The 19,156-nt window shown below is 63.1% G+C and carries 17 protein-coding genes and 2 pseudogenes; 13 read left to right on the top strand and 6 right to left on the bottom strand.

The window, feature by feature from the left end; genetic code table 11:
* Positions 1-118: 118 nt before the first annotated feature.
* Complete coding sequence (locus CH262_RS28330) at positions 119-670, bottom strand: DapH/DapD/GlmU-related protein (RefSeq protein WP_218829289.1); 552 nt, start codon at positions 668-670, stop codon at positions 119-121.
* Positions 671-760: 90 nt separating this feature from the next.
* On the opposite strand from CH262_RS28330, the gene CH262_RS02920 reads away from it, so the two are divergent.
* The 4 genes from CH262_RS02920 (at position 761) to CH262_RS02905 (ending at position 5,360) form a co-directional block, all read left to right on the top strand.
* Complete coding sequence (locus CH262_RS02920; protein WP_094716835.1) at positions 761-1,690, top strand: LysR family transcriptional regulator; 930 nt, start codon at positions 761-763, stop codon at positions 1,688-1,690.
* 345 nt (positions 1,691-2,035) lie between these two features.
* Positions 2,036-3,202, top strand: coding sequence for a site-specific integrase (locus CH262_RS02915; protein ID WP_094716834.1), 1,167 nt, complete (start codon positions 2,036-2,038; stop codon positions 3,200-3,202).
* On the top strand, positions 3,199-4,278 hold the full coding sequence (locus tag CH262_RS02910) for a hypothetical protein (RefSeq protein WP_094716833.1): 1,080 nt from the start codon (positions 3,199-3,201) through the stop codon (positions 4,276-4,278). The genes CH262_RS02915 and CH262_RS02910 overlap by 4 nt, the downstream gene beginning before the upstream one ends.
* A 158-nt stretch (positions 4,279-4,436) precedes the next feature.
* Positions 4,437-5,360 carry a serine hydrolase domain-containing protein gene (locus CH262_RS02905; RefSeq protein ID WP_094716832.1) on the top strand — a complete coding sequence of 308 codons (924 nt, stop codon included), beginning with the start codon at positions 4,437-4,439 and terminating at the stop codon, positions 5,358-5,360.
* Here the strand turns inward: CH262_RS02905 and CH262_RS02900 are convergent.
* Positions 5,338-5,940: a class I SAM-dependent methyltransferase gene (locus tag CH262_RS02900; RefSeq protein WP_094716831.1), complete on the bottom strand. Its 603-nt coding sequence runs from the start codon at positions 5,938-5,940 to the stop codon at positions 5,338-5,340. The two genes, CH262_RS02905 and CH262_RS02900, sit on opposite strands and share 23 nt — an antisense overlap.
* Positions 5,941-6,062: 122 nt before the next feature.
* Between CH262_RS02900 and CH262_RS28025 the strand changes: the two are divergent.
* From CH262_RS28025 to CH262_RS02890, 3 genes and pseudogenes are all read left to right on the top strand, one after another.
* Positions 6,063-6,275: pseudogene (locus CH262_RS28025) on the top strand (hypothetical protein); the annotation flags it as partial.
* Positions 6,276-6,348: 73 nt separating this feature from the next.
* Positions 6,349-6,864 (top strand): hypothetical protein, encoded by a 516-nt coding sequence (locus CH262_RS28020; RefSeq protein WP_256988686.1) that lies wholly within the window; start codon positions 6,349-6,351, stop codon positions 6,862-6,864.
* A gap of 50 nt (positions 6,865-6,914) precedes the next feature.
* A pseudogene (locus tag CH262_RS02890) lies at positions 6,915-7,091 on the top strand (dienelactone hydrolase family protein); the annotation flags it as partial.
* A 165-nt stretch (positions 7,092-7,256) separates the two neighbouring features.
* Here CH262_RS02890 and CH262_RS02885 read toward each other — a convergent pair.
* Positions 7,257-8,252, bottom strand: a complete 996-nt coding sequence (locus CH262_RS02885) for a hypothetical protein (RefSeq protein ID WP_094716830.1) — start codon at positions 8,250-8,252, stop codon at positions 7,257-7,259.
* Between the two features lie 432 nt (positions 8,253-8,684).
* Positions 8,685-9,164 carry a DinB family protein gene (locus CH262_RS02880; RefSeq protein WP_094716829.1) on the bottom strand — a complete coding sequence of 160 codons (480 nt, stop codon included), beginning with the start codon at positions 9,162-9,164 and terminating at the stop codon, positions 8,685-8,687.
* Positions 9,165-9,441: 277 nt separating this feature from the next.
* Between CH262_RS02880 and def the strand changes: the two genes are divergently transcribed.
* Complete coding sequence (def, locus tag CH262_RS02875; RefSeq protein WP_306436768.1) at positions 9,442-10,017, top strand: peptide deformylase; 576 nt, start codon at positions 9,442-9,444, stop codon at positions 10,015-10,017.
* Positions 10,018-11,017: 1,000 nt separating this feature from the next.
* Here def and CH262_RS02865 read toward each other — a convergent pair.
* Complete coding sequence (locus CH262_RS02865) at positions 11,018-11,299, bottom strand: hypothetical protein (RefSeq protein WP_052060479.1); 282 nt, start codon at positions 11,297-11,299, stop codon at positions 11,018-11,020.
* Between the two features lie 200 nt (positions 11,300-11,499).
* Between CH262_RS02865 and CH262_RS02860 the strand changes: the two genes are divergently transcribed.
* The 4 genes from CH262_RS02860 to CH262_RS02845 all read left to right on the top strand — a co-directional run bounded on the left by CH262_RS02860 (position 11,500) and on the right by CH262_RS02845 (position 17,936).
* Positions 11,500-12,696 (top strand): TRAFAC clade GTPase domain-containing protein, encoded by a 1,197-nt coding sequence (locus CH262_RS02860; protein ID WP_032406390.1) that lies wholly within the window; start codon positions 11,500-11,502, stop codon positions 12,694-12,696.
* Positions 12,693-13,052 (top strand): hypothetical protein, encoded by a 360-nt coding sequence (locus CH262_RS02855; protein WP_052060480.1) that lies wholly within the window; start codon positions 12,693-12,695, stop codon positions 13,050-13,052. Before CH262_RS02860 ends, CH262_RS02855 begins: the two co-directional genes overlap by 4 nt.
* A gap of 316 nt (positions 13,053-13,368) precedes the next feature.
* Positions 13,369-15,387, top strand: coding sequence for a site-specific DNA-methyltransferase (locus CH262_RS02850; RefSeq protein WP_032406391.1), 2,019 nt, complete (start codon positions 13,369-13,371; stop codon positions 15,385-15,387).
* The gene (locus CH262_RS02845; protein WP_032406392.1) at positions 15,384-17,936 is read left to right on the top strand and encodes a DEAD/DEAH box helicase; all 2,553 of its coding nucleotides are present in this window, start codon (positions 15,384-15,386) and stop codon (positions 17,934-17,936) included. Before CH262_RS02850 ends, CH262_RS02845 begins: the two co-directional genes overlap by 4 nt.
* A gap of 124 nt (positions 17,937-18,060) precedes the next feature.
* Here the strand turns inward: CH262_RS02845 and CH262_RS02840 are convergent, their stop codons facing one another.
* Positions 18,061-18,609: a recombinase family protein gene (locus CH262_RS02840; RefSeq protein ID WP_094716828.1), complete on the bottom strand. Its 549-nt coding sequence runs from the start codon at positions 18,607-18,609 to the stop codon at positions 18,061-18,063.
* 361 nt (positions 18,610-18,970) lie between these two features.
* On the opposite strand from CH262_RS02840, the gene CH262_RS02835 reads away from it, so the two are divergent.
* Positions 18,971-19,156, top strand: a 186-nt coding sequence (locus CH262_RS02835; protein WP_256988656.1) for a recombinase family protein, incomplete at its 3' end; no start/stop codon positions are given.

Here is a 19,156-nt window from a genome sequence, read left to right as displayed (position 1 = left end):
AGCTGTGTTGTGTACGCATTTTCTCCCGCTGCTCTTTCGGGAGCCGGAGACGACGAGTTCAGCGAAGGACGGGCGGACGCTGCACGATCTGGCGTGTAGGGACGGGGGCGAGGCGGTATCAGTCGATGGTGTTGATCACCCGGGCGGGAACGCCGGCGACCAGCGTGTGCGCGGGCACGTCGCGGGTGACGACGGCGCCGGCGGCGACGACCGCTCCCGCCCCGATGGTCACTCCCTGGGTGACCACGGCGGCTGCACCGATCCAGACGTCGTCCTTGATCGCGATCGGTGCGCTGGCGGTGTAATCGTAGCGCTCGGCCAGCGGCAGCGGGTGCCCGCCGGTGATGAGGCTGACCCGCGGAGCGATCATGACGTTGTCACCGATGGTGATGCCGCCGCCGTCCATGAAGGTGCAGCCCTGGTTGACGAAGACGTCCTTCCCGAACGTCGTGGCCAGGCCGTGCTCGGTGTAGAAGGGCGGGTAGATCGTCACCGAGTCCGGCAGAGGCCCGCCGAATACAACCGACAGTAGTTCCGCACGGGCCGCGGTGTCGCTGAACGGCAGGACGTTCAACCGGGAGGTCGCATCGGTGACCACGGCGATCCGTTGCGCGAAGCGCGTGAACTCGGGGGACTGGACGTACATTACCTGCTGGGTGCGTGTGGACATGCCCTGATCACAGCAGCACGACGGACCCACGATCAAACAACCCGAGTAACGCTGAACACAACCACTGGTTGTGACACTAGGGTTCGGGGTGTGGACATCGAGGCGGTACGGACCTTCGTGACCGTTGCCGAGGCCGGACAGTTCCAGGCAGCGGCAGACGAGCTCGGGATCAGCCAGCAGGCGGTCTCCAAGAGGATCGTGGGCCTGGAGAGGAGCCTCGGGGTATCGCTCCTGGTGCGCACCTCGCGGGGATCGCAGTTGAGCCTGGACGGGCGGGTCTTCCTCCCACACGCCAAGAAGGTCTTGTCAGCGCTCGAACAGGCAGCGCAGGCAGTGCGTCCCGGTAGCCGTCCCTTGCGGGTGGACGTCCTCAACCGGCGCATCGCACCGGCGCAGACCGTCTACCGCTTCTACCGCTCGCGCCCCGGCACTGCTCTGGACGCGGTCACTCTCGGTGACGGGAACGCTGCTCAGGCGGCTCGGGCCGTCCTCGCGGGAAGCATCGACGCCTCCTTCCGGGCCATGTCGATCGACCAGCTTCCCGCTGGGATCAGGGCCGAACGGCTCATGGACGTCCCGCTGGAGGTCCTGGTCGGTCCTGCTCACCCCCTGGCAGGAAAGGAACATGTCCGGCCTGCCGATCTCGCTGGTCATCGCATATGGGTCCCCGGAATCAGACCAGACACGGAGTGGGAGCTGTTCTATCGGTCGCTCTCGCAGGAGTTCGGGCTGAGCATCGACGCTCTCGGCCCCGACTTCGGCGACGAGGCCCTCATGGACGCACTGGCCGGGTCAGGCTCCCTGGCCACTTTGGTCGGCACCGACGACCGGTACCTGTGGCCGGACAGCTACGACTTGCGGCGAATCCCTCTGCGCGAGCCGACACCGCTCTACCCGCACGTGCTGATCACACGGGCCGGGCACCAGCATCCTGTCCTGGCCGACCTGCGCGACTACCTCCGATCCACCCGACCGCAGATCGACGACAAGGTATGGGTTCCTGAATGGGTGACGCACTAATCGATTGGCCGATTCAACAGACGCGCTCCGGTGCTGGTTGGCCTGCCAACCAACGGCGCGCTACCCGCCACGAAAGAACCGGCCACGAGTGGGTAAACGATCGGACCACGTCTTTCACCTCGCATTTCTGCGGCGGAGTCGCTGCGCGGCAGCAGGGGCTGGGCGATCCCCATTGACGTGGCCTGCGCCCGAACAGGTACACGAAGGCGGACAGGTCGAGTCACTTACCTTAGTTGTGCGGTGACCAACGAGAATTTCCTTTCCCGCAGCGTCTCCGCTGAATGGCCTGTTCAGCGCACTTTTGGGTGAGGAGGCGTGTCGGAGGTGCGGCATACAGTGCCGGACATGGCACATCAGCAGCCAGGCGACACGTCGAGGCCGATTCCGGTCGTCCTCGCGGGTGCCGCAGCGACGTTCCCGGACCTGACGGCAGAGGTGGCTGCGCGGATCGAGCGGTCGATGGCCTCGGCGCGGTCTGCGGGAACCCGCCGCGCCTACTCGTCGTCGTGGCGACGGTTCGAGAGCTGGTGTGCGCGCGCCGGGCACCGTCCGCTACCGGCACACCCGGCCACCGTCGCGGCATACCTCGTCGGCGCCGCCGACACGGTCACGACCGACGGGACTCGTGCTTATGCTCCGGCGACGCTGGGGAAGTGGGTCGCCGCGATCGCCGACCGCCACCGAAGCACGGGATGCGAGAGCCCGTGCGGCCACGAGATGGTGCGGGCCACCCTCGCCGGCATCCGCCGCGACTACGCCGCGGCGGGGGACCGACCTCGAAACCCGCGTGCACCGCTGGTGACCGCGGACATCACCGTCATCGTCGATCACGCCCGCCGCAGCGTGGCCGGGTGGTCCTCGGAGGTGTTGGAGCGCCGCGATACGGCGCTGCTGTTGATGGGATATACCGGGGCGTTCCGGCGCAGCGAACTCGTCGACCTCGAATGCAGTGACGTTCGCCGGGACCGCCTCGATGGCGCCCATGTGCGGATCAGTCGATCCAAGACCGACCAGGAAGGATCGGGTGCGGTGAAGGCGTTGCCGTTCACCGACCAGCACCGCACGTGCCCGGTGTGCGCGTGGGTCCGGTGGCTGCAGGTCGTGGCCGCCTTCGATGCGGGTGGGCGGGTGTCCGTCATTCGATTGCTGACCCGCGCAACACCGTTCGACGAACACGTGTGCCGAGATACGCTGCCCACCGCCGAGGGCCGAGCGCCGCTGTTCCGGTCGATCCGCAAGAACGGCAACCTCTCGACAACGGCACTGTCCGGCGCCGCGGTCCATGCTGCCATCCGTCGCCGCGCCGCCGACGCCGGGTACGACGCGCACACCGTGGCCCAATTGGGTGGGCACTCACTGCGCGCAGGATTCGTCACCCAGGCCTACCGCAACGGCGCCGATGCCCACGCCATCATGCGCCAGACCGGGCACACCACCCCCGGAATGGTGGAAATCTACGCCCGCGAGAACGCACCCTTGATCGGTAACGCCGTGACCAGGCTGGGCTTGTGAGCGCGACGAGCGGAACAACGGAAGATGCGGCGGACAGGGCAGGTCGCGACCTGTCCGGATTGCCGACGTGGGCGTTGTTCTGCGACTGGTGCGTCGCCACTGCCCATTTGGCCCTGCCGGCCACCGCGTCCACACTGGCACGGTTCCTCGTCGCTCACCCGGCGGCAGCATCGACGCAGCGGCGCCGGGTTGCCGACATCGACACCGCCCACCGACGCCGCGGGCTGGCCGAGCCTGGCAAGACGGTGACGATCCGGCTGGCTGTGAACGAGCGACGCAGAGAACAGGCAGACAGGGTCCGCGCCGCGGCGGCATCGATCATCGGACAGGTTCCAGCGAACGGTTGGCCAGGGGGGTTGTTCGGACGCCGAGACGCGATGATCCTCACCCTTCTCGCGTCCGGCATGACGCCCACGGAGATCACCGTCCTGCGGCGCGGCGACATCATCGTCGACAGCTCGGACCTCGTTGTCTCCGAAGACCACCGCATTACGAGCAACCTCTTCGGCGACCGACCTGGACACGAACCGGTCGCGATCTACCGGCGGTGGGCACAGATCCAGGCCATCCTGGACGGAGCTGCGACCACCCGCATGGTCGCCGATGCTCTCGACCCGAACCGTGCGTCCGCCGCGATAGCCTGCCCGCCGCCGGACGTAGTGCCGACGGCTCGTGCGAGCGAACCCCTCCTGGTGCGCATCGACCGCTGGGGCCACACCCCCTGGGCGCCGGACCCGCTGACCCGCACATCGGCGTCCGTGCTGGCGCGAGCGCACCTGACGCGGCAACCACCGACCCATCGGGACCGCATCGCGACACCAGGGCACAGCGGCGACACCACGGCCACCCCCGCGGTGCAGGACGACGTGGTCCTCGGCGGCAGCTACTACGCCTATGGGATCGCGGCGCGTCGGCGCGCCCACGAGCGATTGTCGGACTTGGGTTCTCGACTCGACGAGATCGACGAACGCATCGAGGCACTCCTATGTCGGCTCGACGACATCACCGACGGTGCGTCCGTGTTGTCTGCGGGGATGGGGTCGAGTGAGTCAGGGCCTGGCGCACAGTGGCAGTGAACCCTGCGATCGACCCGCATCCGATCAACCGTCGGTCACCCGCCCGCGCTACCGTCAACCGAAACGATCTCAAGTGGTCACCGACCCCTGACGAAGGTAGGGGGTGGGAATGACTTTCGGGTCATGTGCAGCTTGTTCTGGATTCGTAGCTTGAAACCATGCGAACTACCCGCCGCCTTGTCGGGGCAACTCTGATCGTGGCTACAGTCCTGCTGCCGACGCATTCGGCGCGGGCGGAACCCACTGCTTTCGACGCTTCCGGAATAGACAGCTACGTGACTGCCTACATGGACAGGGCCGGGTATCCAGGGGTCTCGGTCGCCCTCACCCACGGAGACGATGGCCTCCTGACCGCGGGCTACGGTCACGATTCCACCGGCGCCGAGATGACGGCACACACACCGATGCCGGTGGCGTCGGTGAGCAAGTCCTTCACAGCACTTGCCGTCATGCAGCTTGTCGACTCCGGCGACGTCGCCCTGAACGATCCGGTGCAGTCGTACCTGCCGGACTTCGCGGTCGACGACCCACGCAGCTCGGAAATCACGGTCCGGGAGTTGCTGAACCAGACCTCGGGGATCAGCGATCGAACGCTGCGTGAGAAGAGCCTGTCGCAACCAATCAGCCTCCAGGCGGCTCAGGAGCGCGCCCACGCCGCGACGCTGGAAGACACACCCGGAACCCGTCACCACTACACGAACACGAATTACCATCTCGCTGCCCGCCTCGTCGAGGTCGTCAGCGAGCAACCGTTCGACGACTACCTCCGCGAACACGTGCTCGACCCGATAGGTATGGACGAGAGCACCTCCATCGACAGGACACCCGACGATCTGCCGAACGAGATGCCCAAGCCGGCGCACCGCCGAGGTGGTCAAAGCTGCAGTGCACCGCCGATCATGCGGCCACACCGAACGAGGCGTTGCCACAGCTCACCACCGCGTGTTGGGTCTCTTCCGGAACGCCGCAGAATGTCGCCTTGCGCAACGACTTCGCGACGGCGACTGCATTGTCGGATGCCGTCGGCGGCCTGTCACCCGAGCTGGTGGTCGGGTACATCTATCTGGGTTTGTGCCAGGTGAGGGAGTATCGCCACAGCGGTAGCCGCCGCCATCTCATGCCCGGCAGTGTCTCGGCCGCGATCGCTTTCACCTGGTCGTAGGTATGTGGAAGCTCTGTTCGCACGGGTGCGTTGTGCTGCCAGTAACCGCGGGTACGGACAAGCACCTGGTGCTGCACGGTGCCCAAGGCTTCGAAGACGTAGTCCAGGACGGATGCACTACGTGCGCAGCCGAGCGCAACCATGACACCACCGGGCGAGGTCAGGTAGGCGAGACGCCGAAGGCCACGAGCGAGGTCCGGGAAGTGATGGACGGTTGCGACCGCGACAACGAGGTCGTAGTGCGCACTCGGCAAGTCGTAGGTCAGCACGTCGCCGACTATCCAGGTGACATCAGCGGTAGTACCGGACTGCGCGTGAGCGATGATGTCGCGGTCGGAATCGATGCCGGTGACGTCGGAGAACCGCTCGGCGAGGCGAATCGCCAGGAGCCCGTCGCCGGTACCGACGTCGAGTGCCGTTCGCGTGGTCGTCGGTGCGGCGCGCAGCGCGAGGTCGTAGTAGTGAATGTTGTGGTTCCAGAGATCCTGTGGAGGCGTCACCCCACCACGGTGGCATAGCCAAGGACGCAGGAGCGCGACCCACTCGACGAGAGACGCCGCGTCTCAGGGTGGTGGTCGGGGTGTTCCCGGATGGTCGGGTGACCGAATCGTCCCTAGTGTCGATGGAGTGCAGACATCAACTGGTATCCAACGAATGGGCACGGCCGCGGCCGTGCCCATTCGTCCTCGCTGCCGCAGCCGGGCTGCTGCACGCAGTAGCGAGCGCGTACTGGGCGTTGGGTGGTCGGTGGCAGCTCGCCTCGGTGGGGGACTGGGCCGTCTCGCTCGCCGACGAACGACCGGTGACCATCGGCCTGGCACTCGGCGTGATCGCTCTTCTCAAGGCCTGCGTTGCGGTTCTGCCGTGGATGAACGAGCGCGTCCACGGCCGGCTCCATCGGCAGGTCCGTGTATGCAATTTGGGGCGCGGGCGGAGCCCTGCTCGTGTGGGGGTCGGTGTCGGCGGGGTCCGCGGTAGCGGTGCTCACCGGCGTCATCGTGCCCGCCGGCGGGTACGACCGGACTGCGATGATCGGGCACGCCCTGGTGTGGGATCCGTTGTTCACCGTGGGGGGAGCCGCGTTGCTGACCGGGTTGTGGCTCACCCGAACATCGTCCTGGCCTACAGTGCCGCCGACTCGGACAGCTCGGGTCGATCTGACGGACAACGATTACGCTTTCGACACAGTCATGCAACGAGACCAGGAAGGGCCAGTTATGGTCAGCGTGCAGGGTTACATGCCAGAAGGCAGCAACGACTTTCTCGTGTTCGTTGATGACCTACCGAGTCCACGCGTCGAAGACGCGCCCACCGAAGTGTGGGCCGAAGCCCAGACCTTCTACGAGAAGCACGCGTTCGAGCTGGTGGGAACGTTCGATGGGAGTGGCCAACGTGGTTACCGGTTCTCGGCCGCGATGAAATGACGGATGCGTCAATAGATTGCTTTTAACCCCGTAACGAGGTTCCGACTCGAGACTTCGAATCGCTCAACGCAGTTCTCGACCGCAGCCAGGGCACGTACACGTCGGAGATCTACCCCGCGACTGGCCACGGGTTCACAGTGCGTGACACTGACAGCTTCGACAACGATGGGGCAGAGCGTCATTGGGACCGTCTACGTGCGTTGTTGAAGCAATCGTTCTGCGAGTAGCCGTGCTCGACCCGGAGCGGGTGGAGCACGGCGATTAAGGACGCGCCTGCGGACATGCATCCGGGCGCTTCAGGGAGTGAGTCCCCCGGCTGGTGTGGCGATTCGGAGAACGCCAATGCTGCTCGGGGGAGGGCGCTTCACAGAAGCGATTCTTTCGCACGCGCCCTAGCGCAGGCGACGTGGCACGTCACCGAATGGGCGTGACCAGGTGTTCCCGTCCTCGTCGGCGAACGTGAAGTCAGCTCTGAGCGAGCCTCGTCCGTCGAACATGTAGACGACCGCGGCGCTCTGTTCTGCCGTCAGAACCTTGGGAAACGAGTCCGGCATCGCCGCGCGGACCTGCTGCTCCAAGCCGTGCATCTGAGGCGAAGAGGTGATGTGACTGGCGATCATTCCCCCGTACGAGCCGAGCCCCCCCGGTGGCATCTGTGAGGCCATTCCCGGAATCGACATCGCGCCCTGGCCGTAGCTGTCGAGCGTTCCCTCGAGTGTGGGTGTCAAGAGCTGCCGAAACAGCTGAGCGAAAGGCAGTTTGTTCTTCGCGGGCACACACGGGGTGTCCAACCGAGTTCCCGACTCATCGACCGCGTAGACGTCGACTTCGACCTCGGTGATCGGGCCACGGGTGCCGTTGTGGATCGTGACAGTCCACAATCCGTCCCCGACAGGTATCCGCTCGACGGAAGCGGTGACCGCTCGAACGCGGCCGCTGTTGCTGCCGGAATCCGATGCCCCGTAGGAGAAGTAAGCGATGTTGTCGCGTCCGACCTGCACGCCCTGCTGCGAGGACGTGAACGAGCTGTCCCCTGCGGCAGGTCCGCCCCGCCGACGGTCACCTGACATCGCAGAACCCGTGGACGACACTCCGCTGATCCGAATCGATCCATCTGTTGCGACGTCCTGCGTGACCACACCACTACCACCGTCCACGTGCACTTCCTCGATCACGATGTCGCCCATCGCAGATACCCGGGTCAGGCGCACACCTACGGAGTGCGCCGTTTCGGGAGCGTCGTCGGCGACGTGGCCGACCACGTCCTTGGCGAGATCTTCTAGCGTCTCGTCCTCGCTCGCCCCAGCGGCAGAGAGCTTCTTCGCCAGCAGTTGGCGACGCAACCCCTCGTCTGGCTCGGCCTCGAGTCCCTCGACCTCAGGTGACACCGAGTCGTAGTGCTGCCGCAGACAACAGCGGCCTTGGCAGTCTCCTTGGCGCCGTCAGACGCTCCCAGGGCGACCGCCACCGCGACCAGTGTGAGCGGATCCATGGTTGACCTCCAGTGCGACAGAGTTACCGAGCGTGCAGCTGATAACGAACCTACGGGTTCCCTCCGACACCGACGCGCCCCGACGCGAGGACACTTCTGAGTCGGCGCAGTTCGATGCATGCGCCGGTGGCCGGCACGGAGCAGCTGGGAAGGATGTCTACCACCAGGGGCCTTGTCGGCCCTGTGACCGGTGAAGCGGTGCCTTCCGGATTCGGCCCCGACCCGGCCATCGTTTATCGAGCGGTGAGGCCACTCGCAATCTGGTCACGGACACCGACGCCGGGCAGTCAGCTGGTGCCCGGAGAAGGGCGATCTCTGTATTCGCCGGTCAGACTGCATCGATCTGTTCACGGAGGATGTCGGCGTGGCCGGCGTGTCGGGCGAACTCGACGATCATGGTGAGCAGCGTCGCGCGCATGCTCAATGCGCCCTCGTCGTCTGTATGAGTGGTGTCGTCGAGGTCGAAGCGGGAGGAGATGATCCGTGAGAGTTGGCTTGCTGCTTCGAGCTCGGCGATGACCGACTCGACGGTTTCGTTGTCGGTGACGGTGAAGGTGCCTTCGTCGCGGCTCGCGTATCCGTCGCAGCCGAACTCGTCGAGGCCACCCCAGAACCGTTGAAACCAGATGCGTTCCGCGGCCGCGGTGTGCTTGATCAGAGAGATCGGTGTAGTCAGCGACGGGACCAGCCGTCTGCGGGCTTCATCCTCGGAAAGACCGCGCACACGGTCGACGAGGGCGCGGCGGTTCGCGTCGAGAAGAGCATCGAGGGATTCTCTTTCGGTGAAGGTGGACGACTGCTGGTTCATGGTGCCTCCTGGTGTGGACGTGCAGCAGGGCGCTCGACCCTGCCTGAGGTGGTGCGCGATGAGACCCGGCGGAGAGCACCCGCCTCGAGATCAGCACTTGGGGATCGAGCAACGAGGCTCGGAATGTCGGCGCTACTACAGCCGACCTCCCGACGATAACGGATCACGAGTACTGGTGGGCGGGGAAAGCCGTGAACTATTTCGAGTCTCTGCCCCGACTCACTGAACGCAGGGTGTTCGGCGGCACTCGTTGCGACATCTTGCGGCGAGGTCGAGCATGGACGTCATGCCTGTCTCCGAACTCCTCCGTCTTGGCACCGCCCGACCGATTGTCCGTTGGGGCACCCCCGTGCTGCACACCCCAGCTCGGCCGGTATCTGACTTCGGCAGCGCACTTCAGGAACTGTTGGCTGACATGTTCGCCACCAACACAGCCGCCGACGGCGCAGGCCTGGCCGCCCAGCAAGTCGGCATCGATCTGGCGGTCTTCATCTACGACTGCAGCGACGAGATCGGACGGCAGCGCACCGGCGTCGTCTGCAACCCGGTCGTCGACCTGCCGGAGGTGAGTCATCGGCGACTCATCGACTTCGGGGAAGGGTGCCTGTCGTTACCCGGCGCATACACCGATCTCGCACGACCTGAATACGCGACCTGCCGCGGCCGAGACCAGTTCGGAGATTCGATCGAACTCACCGCCGGCGGCACCCTTGGACGCTGCTTTCAGCACGAGACCGATCACATCAACGGCATTGTGTTCGGCGACCGACTGTCCACGCGTAGACGCAAGCAGCTCCACCGCGACCATGAGGCGGTCTCCGACCGTTACGGATCCGACTGGCCGGTGAGGTGACGCACCCCCCGCGCAGCCCTGCGTGCAGACCAGTACGTGAATCGCAACGACCTACCTGAGGCGCCCGGACGGCTCAGATACGACGTCCGTGTCGTTCGAGCTGGATGGCTGCCGACGCGCCTCGGGCTTCGGTTACTACCGGGCGATTCCGGACGGGCGTCCTGGCCACCCTGGATCGGGGAAGCTGAGCACCCGGCGGCAGTGCTCGTCGAGCTATGTCATCTGCCGTGTGCAGTCGTCTTCTGAAGGAGTGCAGGCGACTTCTGACACTGACACAGCCTGTCAGTTTCAGAAGTAGGCTGCACGATTTGCTGGGGTTTTACCCGTGATTGCAGTTGTCTTCTGACATTCTGAGTGCAGAAGTGAACTGCACAATCGGCACCACAGGTCGGGGTGTTCAAGGCTGTGGTGGGGGTGGGCGGCCGATGTGCGGACGGTCGATACGTCGACCAGAATCATCGGTATGACGGAAGAGCGGTCGGCAGAGACTTTTGTGGGGTTCGCGGTGCGCTGGGAACCCTATGGAGGTGCCGATGACGAAGACATCTTCGTGGCGTTCGGGATTTCGGGTGCGGAGTATCGGCGCCGGTTGTGGTGGGCCTTGAATCTGCCCAGTGGCCCAGACCTGGACGACGATGTCCGTGATCGACTCCGTGAGTACTCCCATGCGTACCACACGCCTACGCCATCGTCGGGCCGGTAGCGAAGTTCGCGATGCACTCAGTGGCGTGTGGAAATGGGGTGATCGCGACGTGAATCGACTTCCATCAGCGAGGGCGATCAACGCGAGGATCAGTAGTGTCGATGACGTTTGTCAGTGTCAGAAGTTGGCTGCACTTCGTGCTGACACCGGGTGTTGGCCTGGGGAACCCTTGGTGCGGTTTCGCAGCGCTCGCGTGATGTCGATGATCGTCATGGCCAACAGGGCTGGTATGGCAATGCTTAGTACGGCCGCGGACCCGATAGCCGAGGCGACCAGAATTGAGTAGATGTCCACCGGTCAGGTCTTGTCGCTGACGTCTGTCGGTGCTGTCGTCGATGGTTCGGATTTGTGGTGCTCGATGATGTCGGCGTCGTCGGCGAAGATCAGCGTTCCGTCCTCCGACGCGATGGCCCATCGATGGGGCATGGCCCGGTCTCGGCCGGCGGCAGGGACGGTCAGCAAGTAGTCGGCGAAGTCCTCGACTACGGTCCCGGTAGCGGTGCCGCCCTCTAGGCGTCGCACTTGGAGTGTGTCACCAATGGTGGGTGGTGTCGTTGTGATCTCTACCGGTTCGGTCATGATGGAATTGAAGCAGACGAATTTTCGTGGCTAATTATGCGTCTATCGATTCTCGAAGTCGTAGATGTACCCGAGACCGGTAGGTTACGGCCGAGAGGTGCAGCTCTGGGTACCGAAGGTGGCGGCACTGCGTGCACGTTTCACCTGCGGTCTCTTGTCGCAGCAGAGGCGCTCACGCCGTGTGTTGTACCTTCCCTGCCATGGCCAAATTTCCCAGGGTTCGAGAGCAACACATCGCTGTTTTCGGCGAGAGCGGTTCGGGCAAGACTGTTTTGCTGTCGTCGTTTTTCGGGCCGACCCAGGATGGGGGCTACGCGAACGATCTCTGGGACCTCGTTGCCGATGACATCGGCCAAGGGAATCGGCTCTACAGGAACTACCTCCGCATGCGGGATCTCGCGACGGCACCGAGACAAACCCAGTACAAGGCGACGACTCATTACTTCTCGGTCAAACTCAAAGGCGCAGACACCGACGCCGCCAAGAAGCGGCCCTTCGACGTCCTCCGACTCGCATGGCACGACTATCCAGGCGAATGGTTCGAGACCGAGCCCAGCAGCGCGATGGAGAGCGAGCGCCGCACCGACACCTTCCGTTCTCTACTTCGGTCCGACGTCGCCTTCCTGCTGGTCGACGGACAAAAATTACTCGACCACCGAGGCGACGAAGAGCTGTACCTGAAGTCGTTGATGTTCAGCTTTCGTCAGGGGCTCTTACGAATCAAGGGCGACTTGCTCGAGGACGGGCCCATCGTCGAGTTCCCTCGGGTGTGGATCCTGGCGCTCTCGAAAGCGGATCTGTTCCCGGACTGGGACGTCGACACTTTCCGCGATCTGATCATTCTCAATGCAGCAGCAGACATCGAACAGCTCCGATCGACTATCGCCGAACTCATCGACACCCCCGCCGCCCTGTCCATCGGGGAAGACTTCCTGCTGCTGTCCTCCGCCAAGTTCGAGCGCGAGTCCACTGGTTCACAGACGCTTAATATCGACATGACCCGGCGCATCGGTCTCGATCTCGTACTCCCGGTGGCGTCGATTCTGCCGCTTCAGCGCCGTGTGCAATGGCAGGAGAAGCACGACATTCCCGGCAAAGTGCTCGACTCGCTCGCCGACGGCGCAGAGTTGCTGGCAGCAGGTCTGACAGGTCAGAAATTCGCGTCGATCGAAAAGCTTCTGGCACTGGTCAACCCAGGTAAGGGCGGAAAGGCGAAAAAGATCGCCGCCGTCGCGCTGCCCATCCTGGCGGACGCGGCGCGGTTGGTGGGACCGAAACTCAGAGAGATGAATTCGCAGGCCCGCGCTCAGCACGATTACCTGCGAGCGACACTGACGCAGTTCAAGCTGGACCTCGAGCAGGGCGTCGACGACAAGGTGATCAGGAACCCGAAGTGAGCACCAGTTCCGGACCCTCGGACATCATCTGGTCCACTCGGGGCCGTAATTGGGGTTTTCGGTTTCTTCTCGACGCCGGACTCAGCGACCCACTCCCGGACTACGAACGCGCGTTCGACGACGCTGGAGACGCGCTGACTGCGTGGCACCGCCGAGATGGGCGTGTTGCGCTTCGCATCGAGGATCCTCTCGGGCGCCGAGACTCGGCTGGCCGTGTGATTCCCCACGAGTTCGTGATCTTCGGCGACCTCGCCCAGGTCGTCGGCTCCGTCGAGGACGGTCTTCGCCAGGTGTGGCCATTGGTAGCCGAGATATACGCGGCCATTTGGGACACCCCCACCGCGCCGGGTGGTTGACAGCGTGCACCGGATCCGTCGCGACGCCGACCTATCGAGCTGACATCCCACACCTTCACCGGCGCGCCCAGTAGGGACCGCGCACGTCCCCTAAGGCTTCGCTCAGGCTTGTTCGGTCGGTAGGCCGAAGTCCTCGGTCATATTCGACACTTCGAGCGACGATGGCGCACCCCGACGGCGGTCAGCGTTCGTCGCCACCTCACGGTGAACACGATAGGTTCGCACAGAGTTGACCTGGTGGACGATTAACAGGAGACCCGGCGATAAGCTCCGGCAATGGACCAGACCCCCGCAGGCGGCGCCGCCAAGAAGTGCCATGTCTGACGAATCCAACGTCCTCGACCAGCTCATCGCCCGCATTGATGACGACACCCTTCGAACCCGGCTTTCCTCCGAGGTCGAACTTCTCCGCGGGTCCCGCCGCTTCGGCCTTGTTTTCGACCGCCATCTGCCCGAGTCCGTTCGCCTTCCCGACCACCCCGTCCGAAAAGGGATCCGTGTCGCACTACGCGACGAAACGTCCCCCGAAACCTGGCTCGTCGACCACTTCACCGACCGAACCCGTGAGAGAGCAGTCCTCAGTGGAGACGGAGGTACGCGCCACGTTGCCGACCTTGTCGTTGTCCGAGAATTCGACGAGCCAATCTATCCAGGACTCCGTACTGTCGAACGGATCGAAAACGGGCCATCAGACGCGCCGTGGCACATCGTCATCAACGGCGAAAATTTCCACGCCCTCCAGGCCTTGCGGTCGACTCACCGCAACAAAGTCGACCTGATCTACATCGACCCTCCCTACAACACGGGGAATGATGGCTGGATCTACAACGACCGTTACGTCGACCAGAATGATCGGGCCAAATCCTCGAAATGGTTGTCGTTCATGGAACGGCGTCTGCTGATCGCCCGAGACCTCCTCAAGTCGACCGGGGTCATCATCGTGGCAATAGGTGACGAGGAGCACCACCGACTACGCATGCTGCTCGACCAAGTATTCGGAAGTGCAAATTTCATTTCGAACGTCGTATGGCAGGGCGGTCGTAAGAACGATTCCCGATATATCTCCAACGGGGCCGACTACATGTTCTTCTACGCCCGCGACTTGGAAGCGTTGAGCGCTGCTGGGACGCGGTGGCGCGAGGAGAAGGTAGGCGTTCACGCTGCCCTGCAGAAGGCTCAAAGCATCTGGGAGGCCAGCAGTGCCGACATCGACAACGCCAACACCGAATGGAAGCGTTGGCTTCGTGCCAAGAAAACAGGCGGGGAAATCACCGATTCGGTAGCGCGTTACGACCTACTCGACCCGGCAACAGGACGCCCCATCAACACTTACCAGGACATCACATGGCCTGGCGGTGGCGGTGGAACCTACCAGGTCAAACATCCTGTGACCGGTAAGCCGGTGAAGTCTCCCTCCAGAGGCTGGCTGTACAAGGACCCAGCGCGCATGGAGAGAGAAATTGCTGAAGGGCGCGTCTGGTTCGGAGACGACGAGTCGACAATTCCCCGCAAGATAACGTTTTTGGACGAAATGGATGAGCAGGTTGCCTTGTCTGTGTTTACGCAGGACCGCAAGGCGTCGAATACCCAGTTTCGGAACATTATTGGAGACCTGCGATTTCCGAACCCGAAGGATCGCGATGTCCTCATGCGATGGATCGGTCTCGTTGCACCCGCTGATGCTATTGTGCTGGATTTCTTCGGCGGCTCGGGAACAACCTGTGATGCTGTCATGGAATTGAATAGGCAGGACAACGGAACCCGACAGGCGATCTTGGTGACCAACAACGAGATCGGGGCCACCGAAGCGAAGAAACTACGCAAGGCTGGTCTTCATCCAGGCGATGATGAGTGGGAGTCGAAAGGCGTCTTCGAGCACGTTTGCAGGCCTCGTATCTCGACCGTTGTTTCCGGTCACCGCCCAGATGGCACCATTTATTCGCAGGGACTGCCTGCGAACGTGGAGATGTTCGACCTGACCTACCTCGATCCAGGCATGGTTCGCAGGGGCCGTGAGTTTGAGGCCGTCGCTCCTCTGATGTGGCTCGAAGCCGGCGCACGCGGCCCCCGGATTGATCGAATCCCCGACAAGGGTTGGGCGCTGACTGGCAGCTACGGCGTGTTGTTCGACGTCGACGTGCTGGTGGAGTTCGCTCGGGCAATCGCCAGCGAGTCTGTGACTGGGGCTTCGCCTACGGTTGTGTTTGTCATTACAGACTCCGAAGCCGAGTACCAGCGAGCCGTCGAGCGCCTCCCGGTTGGCGTCAACACCGTGCAACTCTATGAGGATTACCTGTCGAACTACACCATCAACATCGCTGGTGGCGCGCGGTGAAATTTACTCTGGAGCCCTACCAGAGCTCGGCGGTCGAATCCGTGCTCGCCAACCTCGCCAAAGCCCGTGCCGGATACCTCGACGATGGTGAACGCACTGCGGTGGGCCTGACCGCTCCCACCGGTGCCGGTAAGACCGTCATCGCCACGGCGGTGCTTGAGGGGATCTACAAAGGCACGTCGATCAGGGCTGCCAACCCCAACATGACGGTCTTGTGGATCACTGACGACCGAGCACTCAACGCCCAGACCATCGCAAAAATCACCCAGGCATCGGGAGGCGCGATCGACATCAACCGCATCCGCTTCATCGCTGAGGACGACCACCGCACCCTGCAACAAGGTCATATCTACTTTGTCCACATCCAGGCAATGCAGAAGAACTCGACGTTGCACGCTGTGCGCGCCGACGGCACTCCTAACGACAAACGAACCCACGGCGCATGGGACATGATCGCCAACACCGTCCGCGAACGTGGCGAGGACTTCCTTGTCATCTGGGACGAAGCGCACCGCGGCTCCGGCACCAAGAACACCGACCGCAAGTCGATCGCCGGAACCATTGTCGACGGTGGCACCACGAACATCGGCACCAACCAACCGCCCGCTCCAGTCGTACTGGGCATCTCAGCCACCCCCGATCGCTTCCTCGCCGCTATGAACGCCGCAAATCGGACACCGCGCTTGGTCGAAGTCAAAGCCGGCGACGTCCGTGAGTCTGGTCTTCTCAAAGACCGCATCCTGCTGCGAAGCCTGGGGGAGTCGCAGTCGGCTGACAACACGATGCTCGCCCTCGCCGTGGAGGATCTGAGGTCTTCCGATGCATCCTGGCGAAGCCACCACGAAGCCACCGGCGACCGGCTCGTCGAGCCGCTTCTGGTCGTTCAAGTCGAACAAGGGCTTTCGCCGGCGAAGGAAGAAGCAAGGCTCGCCGAAATCCTCGCAGTAATGGAATCGACATGGCCGAAGCTCTCCGACTACGCGATTGCTCACGCCTTCGGCGATCACGCCCAGTACAAGGTTGGTGACAAGACGATTCGTTACCTTCCTCCCGAGGCGATCTCCGGCGACGACCAGGCACGCGTGGTGCTGTTCAAATCGGCGTTGACCACCGGCTGGGACTGCCCGCGAGCAGAAGTGATGATTTCGTTCCAGAACAAGGACAGCTACACCGAGATCGCCCAGCTCATCGGCCGACTGGTCCGAACACCGCTGGCCAAGCGCATCGAGGGGGGCGACGAGCGACTGGGGGAGGTGGCGGCCTACCTGCCAGGGTTCCGAACCGAGCACGTGGCGCGAGTAGTGAACGCGCTGACCGAAGACGAGACTGTCGAGATCGACATCGTCATCGCCCCCGTCCTATGCGGGAGATCGACAGCTGTTCCCCCGGCGTTGTTCGACCTGCTGGACACGCTTCCCTCGTACACCAGACAGAGGACATCGTTCGGTTCCCGCACCGGGCAGTTGATGCGACTGGCCGCAACGCTCACGGAGCATGGTCTGATCGATCAAGGCTCGGCCAAGGCCAAGCGATGGATCGTCGATCAGATGCACGCGGCCGACAGTCAGCGAAGCAGCGAGATCGACGCCAAGGTCGACGACATCATGTCGCTGTCCATCAGTACGACGATGGTCTCCTACGGAGAATCAATCATGCAGAGTGTCGGTAAAACCGACACCCCAACTAATGAACGCGACCTTGAAGGTTACTTCCAGCGAGCCAAGCGTTTGCTCCCGGACGGATCCGCCAACTGGTATTTCAACGAGCTCTGCGACCGCGGCGAGGACGAAATCGATGCATCCGCGCGTCTGGTTGCGATGGCCGATCTTGGATTCGCATCCGTCGTGGAGAACCAGGCGACGCTTCTGATCACCGACTGGCGAAATCAACACGCTGCGAAGGTATCTGCCAAACCCCGCCATATCCGCGACCAGACAGAACCGCTCTGGCACCTCGGCTCGGAACCGATGCTCCCCACCACCGTCGAGACGCGCGATACTTATCCGGCCGCTACAGAGAAGATTCGTGGTAACACCGTCGAGTCCATCGAAACATACCCGGCGCACCTTTTCGTCATCCCAGACGGCAAGCCCCACGCCGGCCGCTTTCCTGTCGACACGTCCCGGTCGTCGTGGGAAGCGGAGGTGCTCGATGCCGAACTAGCAGTCGAGACTCTCGTCGGGTGGTATCGCAACCCCTCGTCAGGTCGGCACGCGCTCGCAGTTCCTTATGAATTCGGGGACAAGCACCAACTGATGCACCCCGATTTCCTGTTCTGGCACGACGACGGTGATGGAGAGTACGTCATGGACATCGTCGATCCGCACAGGTTTGATCTCGCTGATACTTCGTCGAAGTGGTCGACGCTCGCGCGTTATGCCCATGAACATCCAGATCGAGTCCGCCGCTGTCTCGCCGTCGCCGAGGTGAGTGGGGCGCTACGAGCGTTGGACCTCACAGCAGCCGGAATTGAGGCGCGGATTGCCGCAGCGACCAACCAGAACCTTATCGAGGCCCTGTTCGCCGCAGAAGGAATGGCCTATCCCTGAGACCCGGATCGTTGGCAACCAGGGGAGGCTAGCAACTACTTTGTTGGTCTACGTGACTGAGTCCGACATCCCTGTCACCTTGGCAATTCGGGACACGGTTTGGGGGTTCCCGTTGCTACGCGCGCTATTTCAGGTACCGGTATAGCGTCGATCGGGATACGCCCACGACGTCTCGGATATCGGCCAGTGACATGCCGCCGGCACGCATTCGCCGGGCCTGCTTGATCTTCGCCTCCGACATCGATCGCGGTCGGCCACCCGTTCGGCCCTGCGCCCGCGCGGCCGCCAGCCCGAGCTGCGTGCGCTCGCGGATGAGGTTGCGCTCGAACTCCGCCAGGGCACCGAAAATCGAGTAGATCAACTTGCCGCCCGAGGTGGTTGTGTCGATCGACTCCGTCAGCGACCGAAACCCCACACCATCGGAGTCGAGATCTTCGACCGTCTGTATAAGGTGGGGGAGTGATCGCCCGAGACGGTCGAGCCGCCACACCACCAGAGTGTCCCCGGACCGCAGATGCGAGAACAGGTCCGACAACTCCGGCCGTGACGTCGTCGCGCCGCTCGCCGTCTCCACCCACACTCGCGAACACCCCGCAGCGCTGAGAGCGTCCCTCTGCGCATCGGCGCTCTGCTCGGTCGTCGACACCCTCGCGTACCCCAAAAGTTCACCCACAACGATCAAGTGTGTCAGAACTCGTCATATAGACACATTGCGTTCGGCAGGTTTTGGACATGAGTTTTGACACATACATTGCTCGTCGACCCTGTGTCAATAGCTCGATGTGTCTAAAACGATGGTTAAAGGCACGTAGTCATAAGTGAGCGCCTAGGTTCGGACGATCGGGCAGTCAAAGCACCAAAGGAGCAATCTAGCGTTTTCGCTAGATTACTTGAGAGGTGTCAAGTGCAGCGCACTTCTGAACTCGTGCACTCGTCTTCTGAAACTGACACAGCCGATCCGTCGACCAGCCGTTGAGTAGTGCCAAAAACGTACGCGAAACCCCCGCATGTCAAAACCTCGAAACTGATGAGTTGTGGCACAGTGGACGATCGTGGGCCACAAATACGGATACGCCAGGGTCTCAACCGCCGAACAGAACCTCGACCTACAGAGCGACGCACTGAGCGCCTTCGGCTGCGAACGCATCTTCACCGACACCGCGAGCGGATCCACCACCACCCGGCCGGCACTGACCGAACTCCTCGACGTCCTTCTGCCC

The sequence above is a fragment of the Rhodococcus sp. 05-2255-1e genome, from assembly GCF_002259025.1.
In the GTDB taxonomy this organism is placed as follows: Bacteria; Actinomycetota; Actinomycetes; order Mycobacteriales; family Mycobacteriaceae; genus Rhodococcoides; species Rhodococcoides fascians.
This window is presented reverse-complemented; position numbering and strand designations above follow the sequence as displayed.

What these genes read in the sequence shown, in the direction of transcription:
- CH262_RS28330 (WP_218829289.1), bottom strand. Translation starts at nt 670, where the DNA reads ATGTCCACACGCACCCAGCAGGTAATGTACGTCCAGTCCCCCGAGTTC.
- CH262_RS02915 (WP_094716834.1), top strand. Translation starts at nt 2,036, where the DNA reads ATGGCACATCAGCAGCCAGGCGACACGTCGAGGCCGATTCCGGTCGTC.
- CH262_RS02905 (WP_094716832.1), top strand. Translation starts at nt 4,437, where the DNA reads ATGCGAACTACCCGCCGCCTTGTCGGGGCAACTCTGATCGTGGCTACA.
- CH262_RS02880 (WP_094716829.1), bottom strand. Translation starts at nt 9,164, where the DNA reads ATGAACCAGCAGTCGTCCACCTTCACCGAAAGAGAATCCCTCGATGCT.
- def (WP_306436768.1), top strand. Translation starts at nt 9,442, where the DNA reads ATGGACGTCATGCCTGTCTCCGAACTCCTCCGTCTTGGCACCGCCCGA.
- CH262_RS02865 (WP_052060479.1), bottom strand. Translation starts at nt 11,299, where the DNA reads ATGACCGAACCGGTAGAGATCACAACGACACCACCCACCATTGGTGAC.
- CH262_RS02860 (WP_032406390.1), top strand. Translation starts at nt 11,500, where the DNA reads ATGGCCAAATTTCCCAGGGTTCGAGAGCAACACATCGCTGTTTTCGGC.
- CH262_RS02850 (WP_032406391.1), top strand. Translation starts at nt 13,369, where the DNA reads ATGTCTGACGAATCCAACGTCCTCGACCAGCTCATCGCCCGCATTGAT.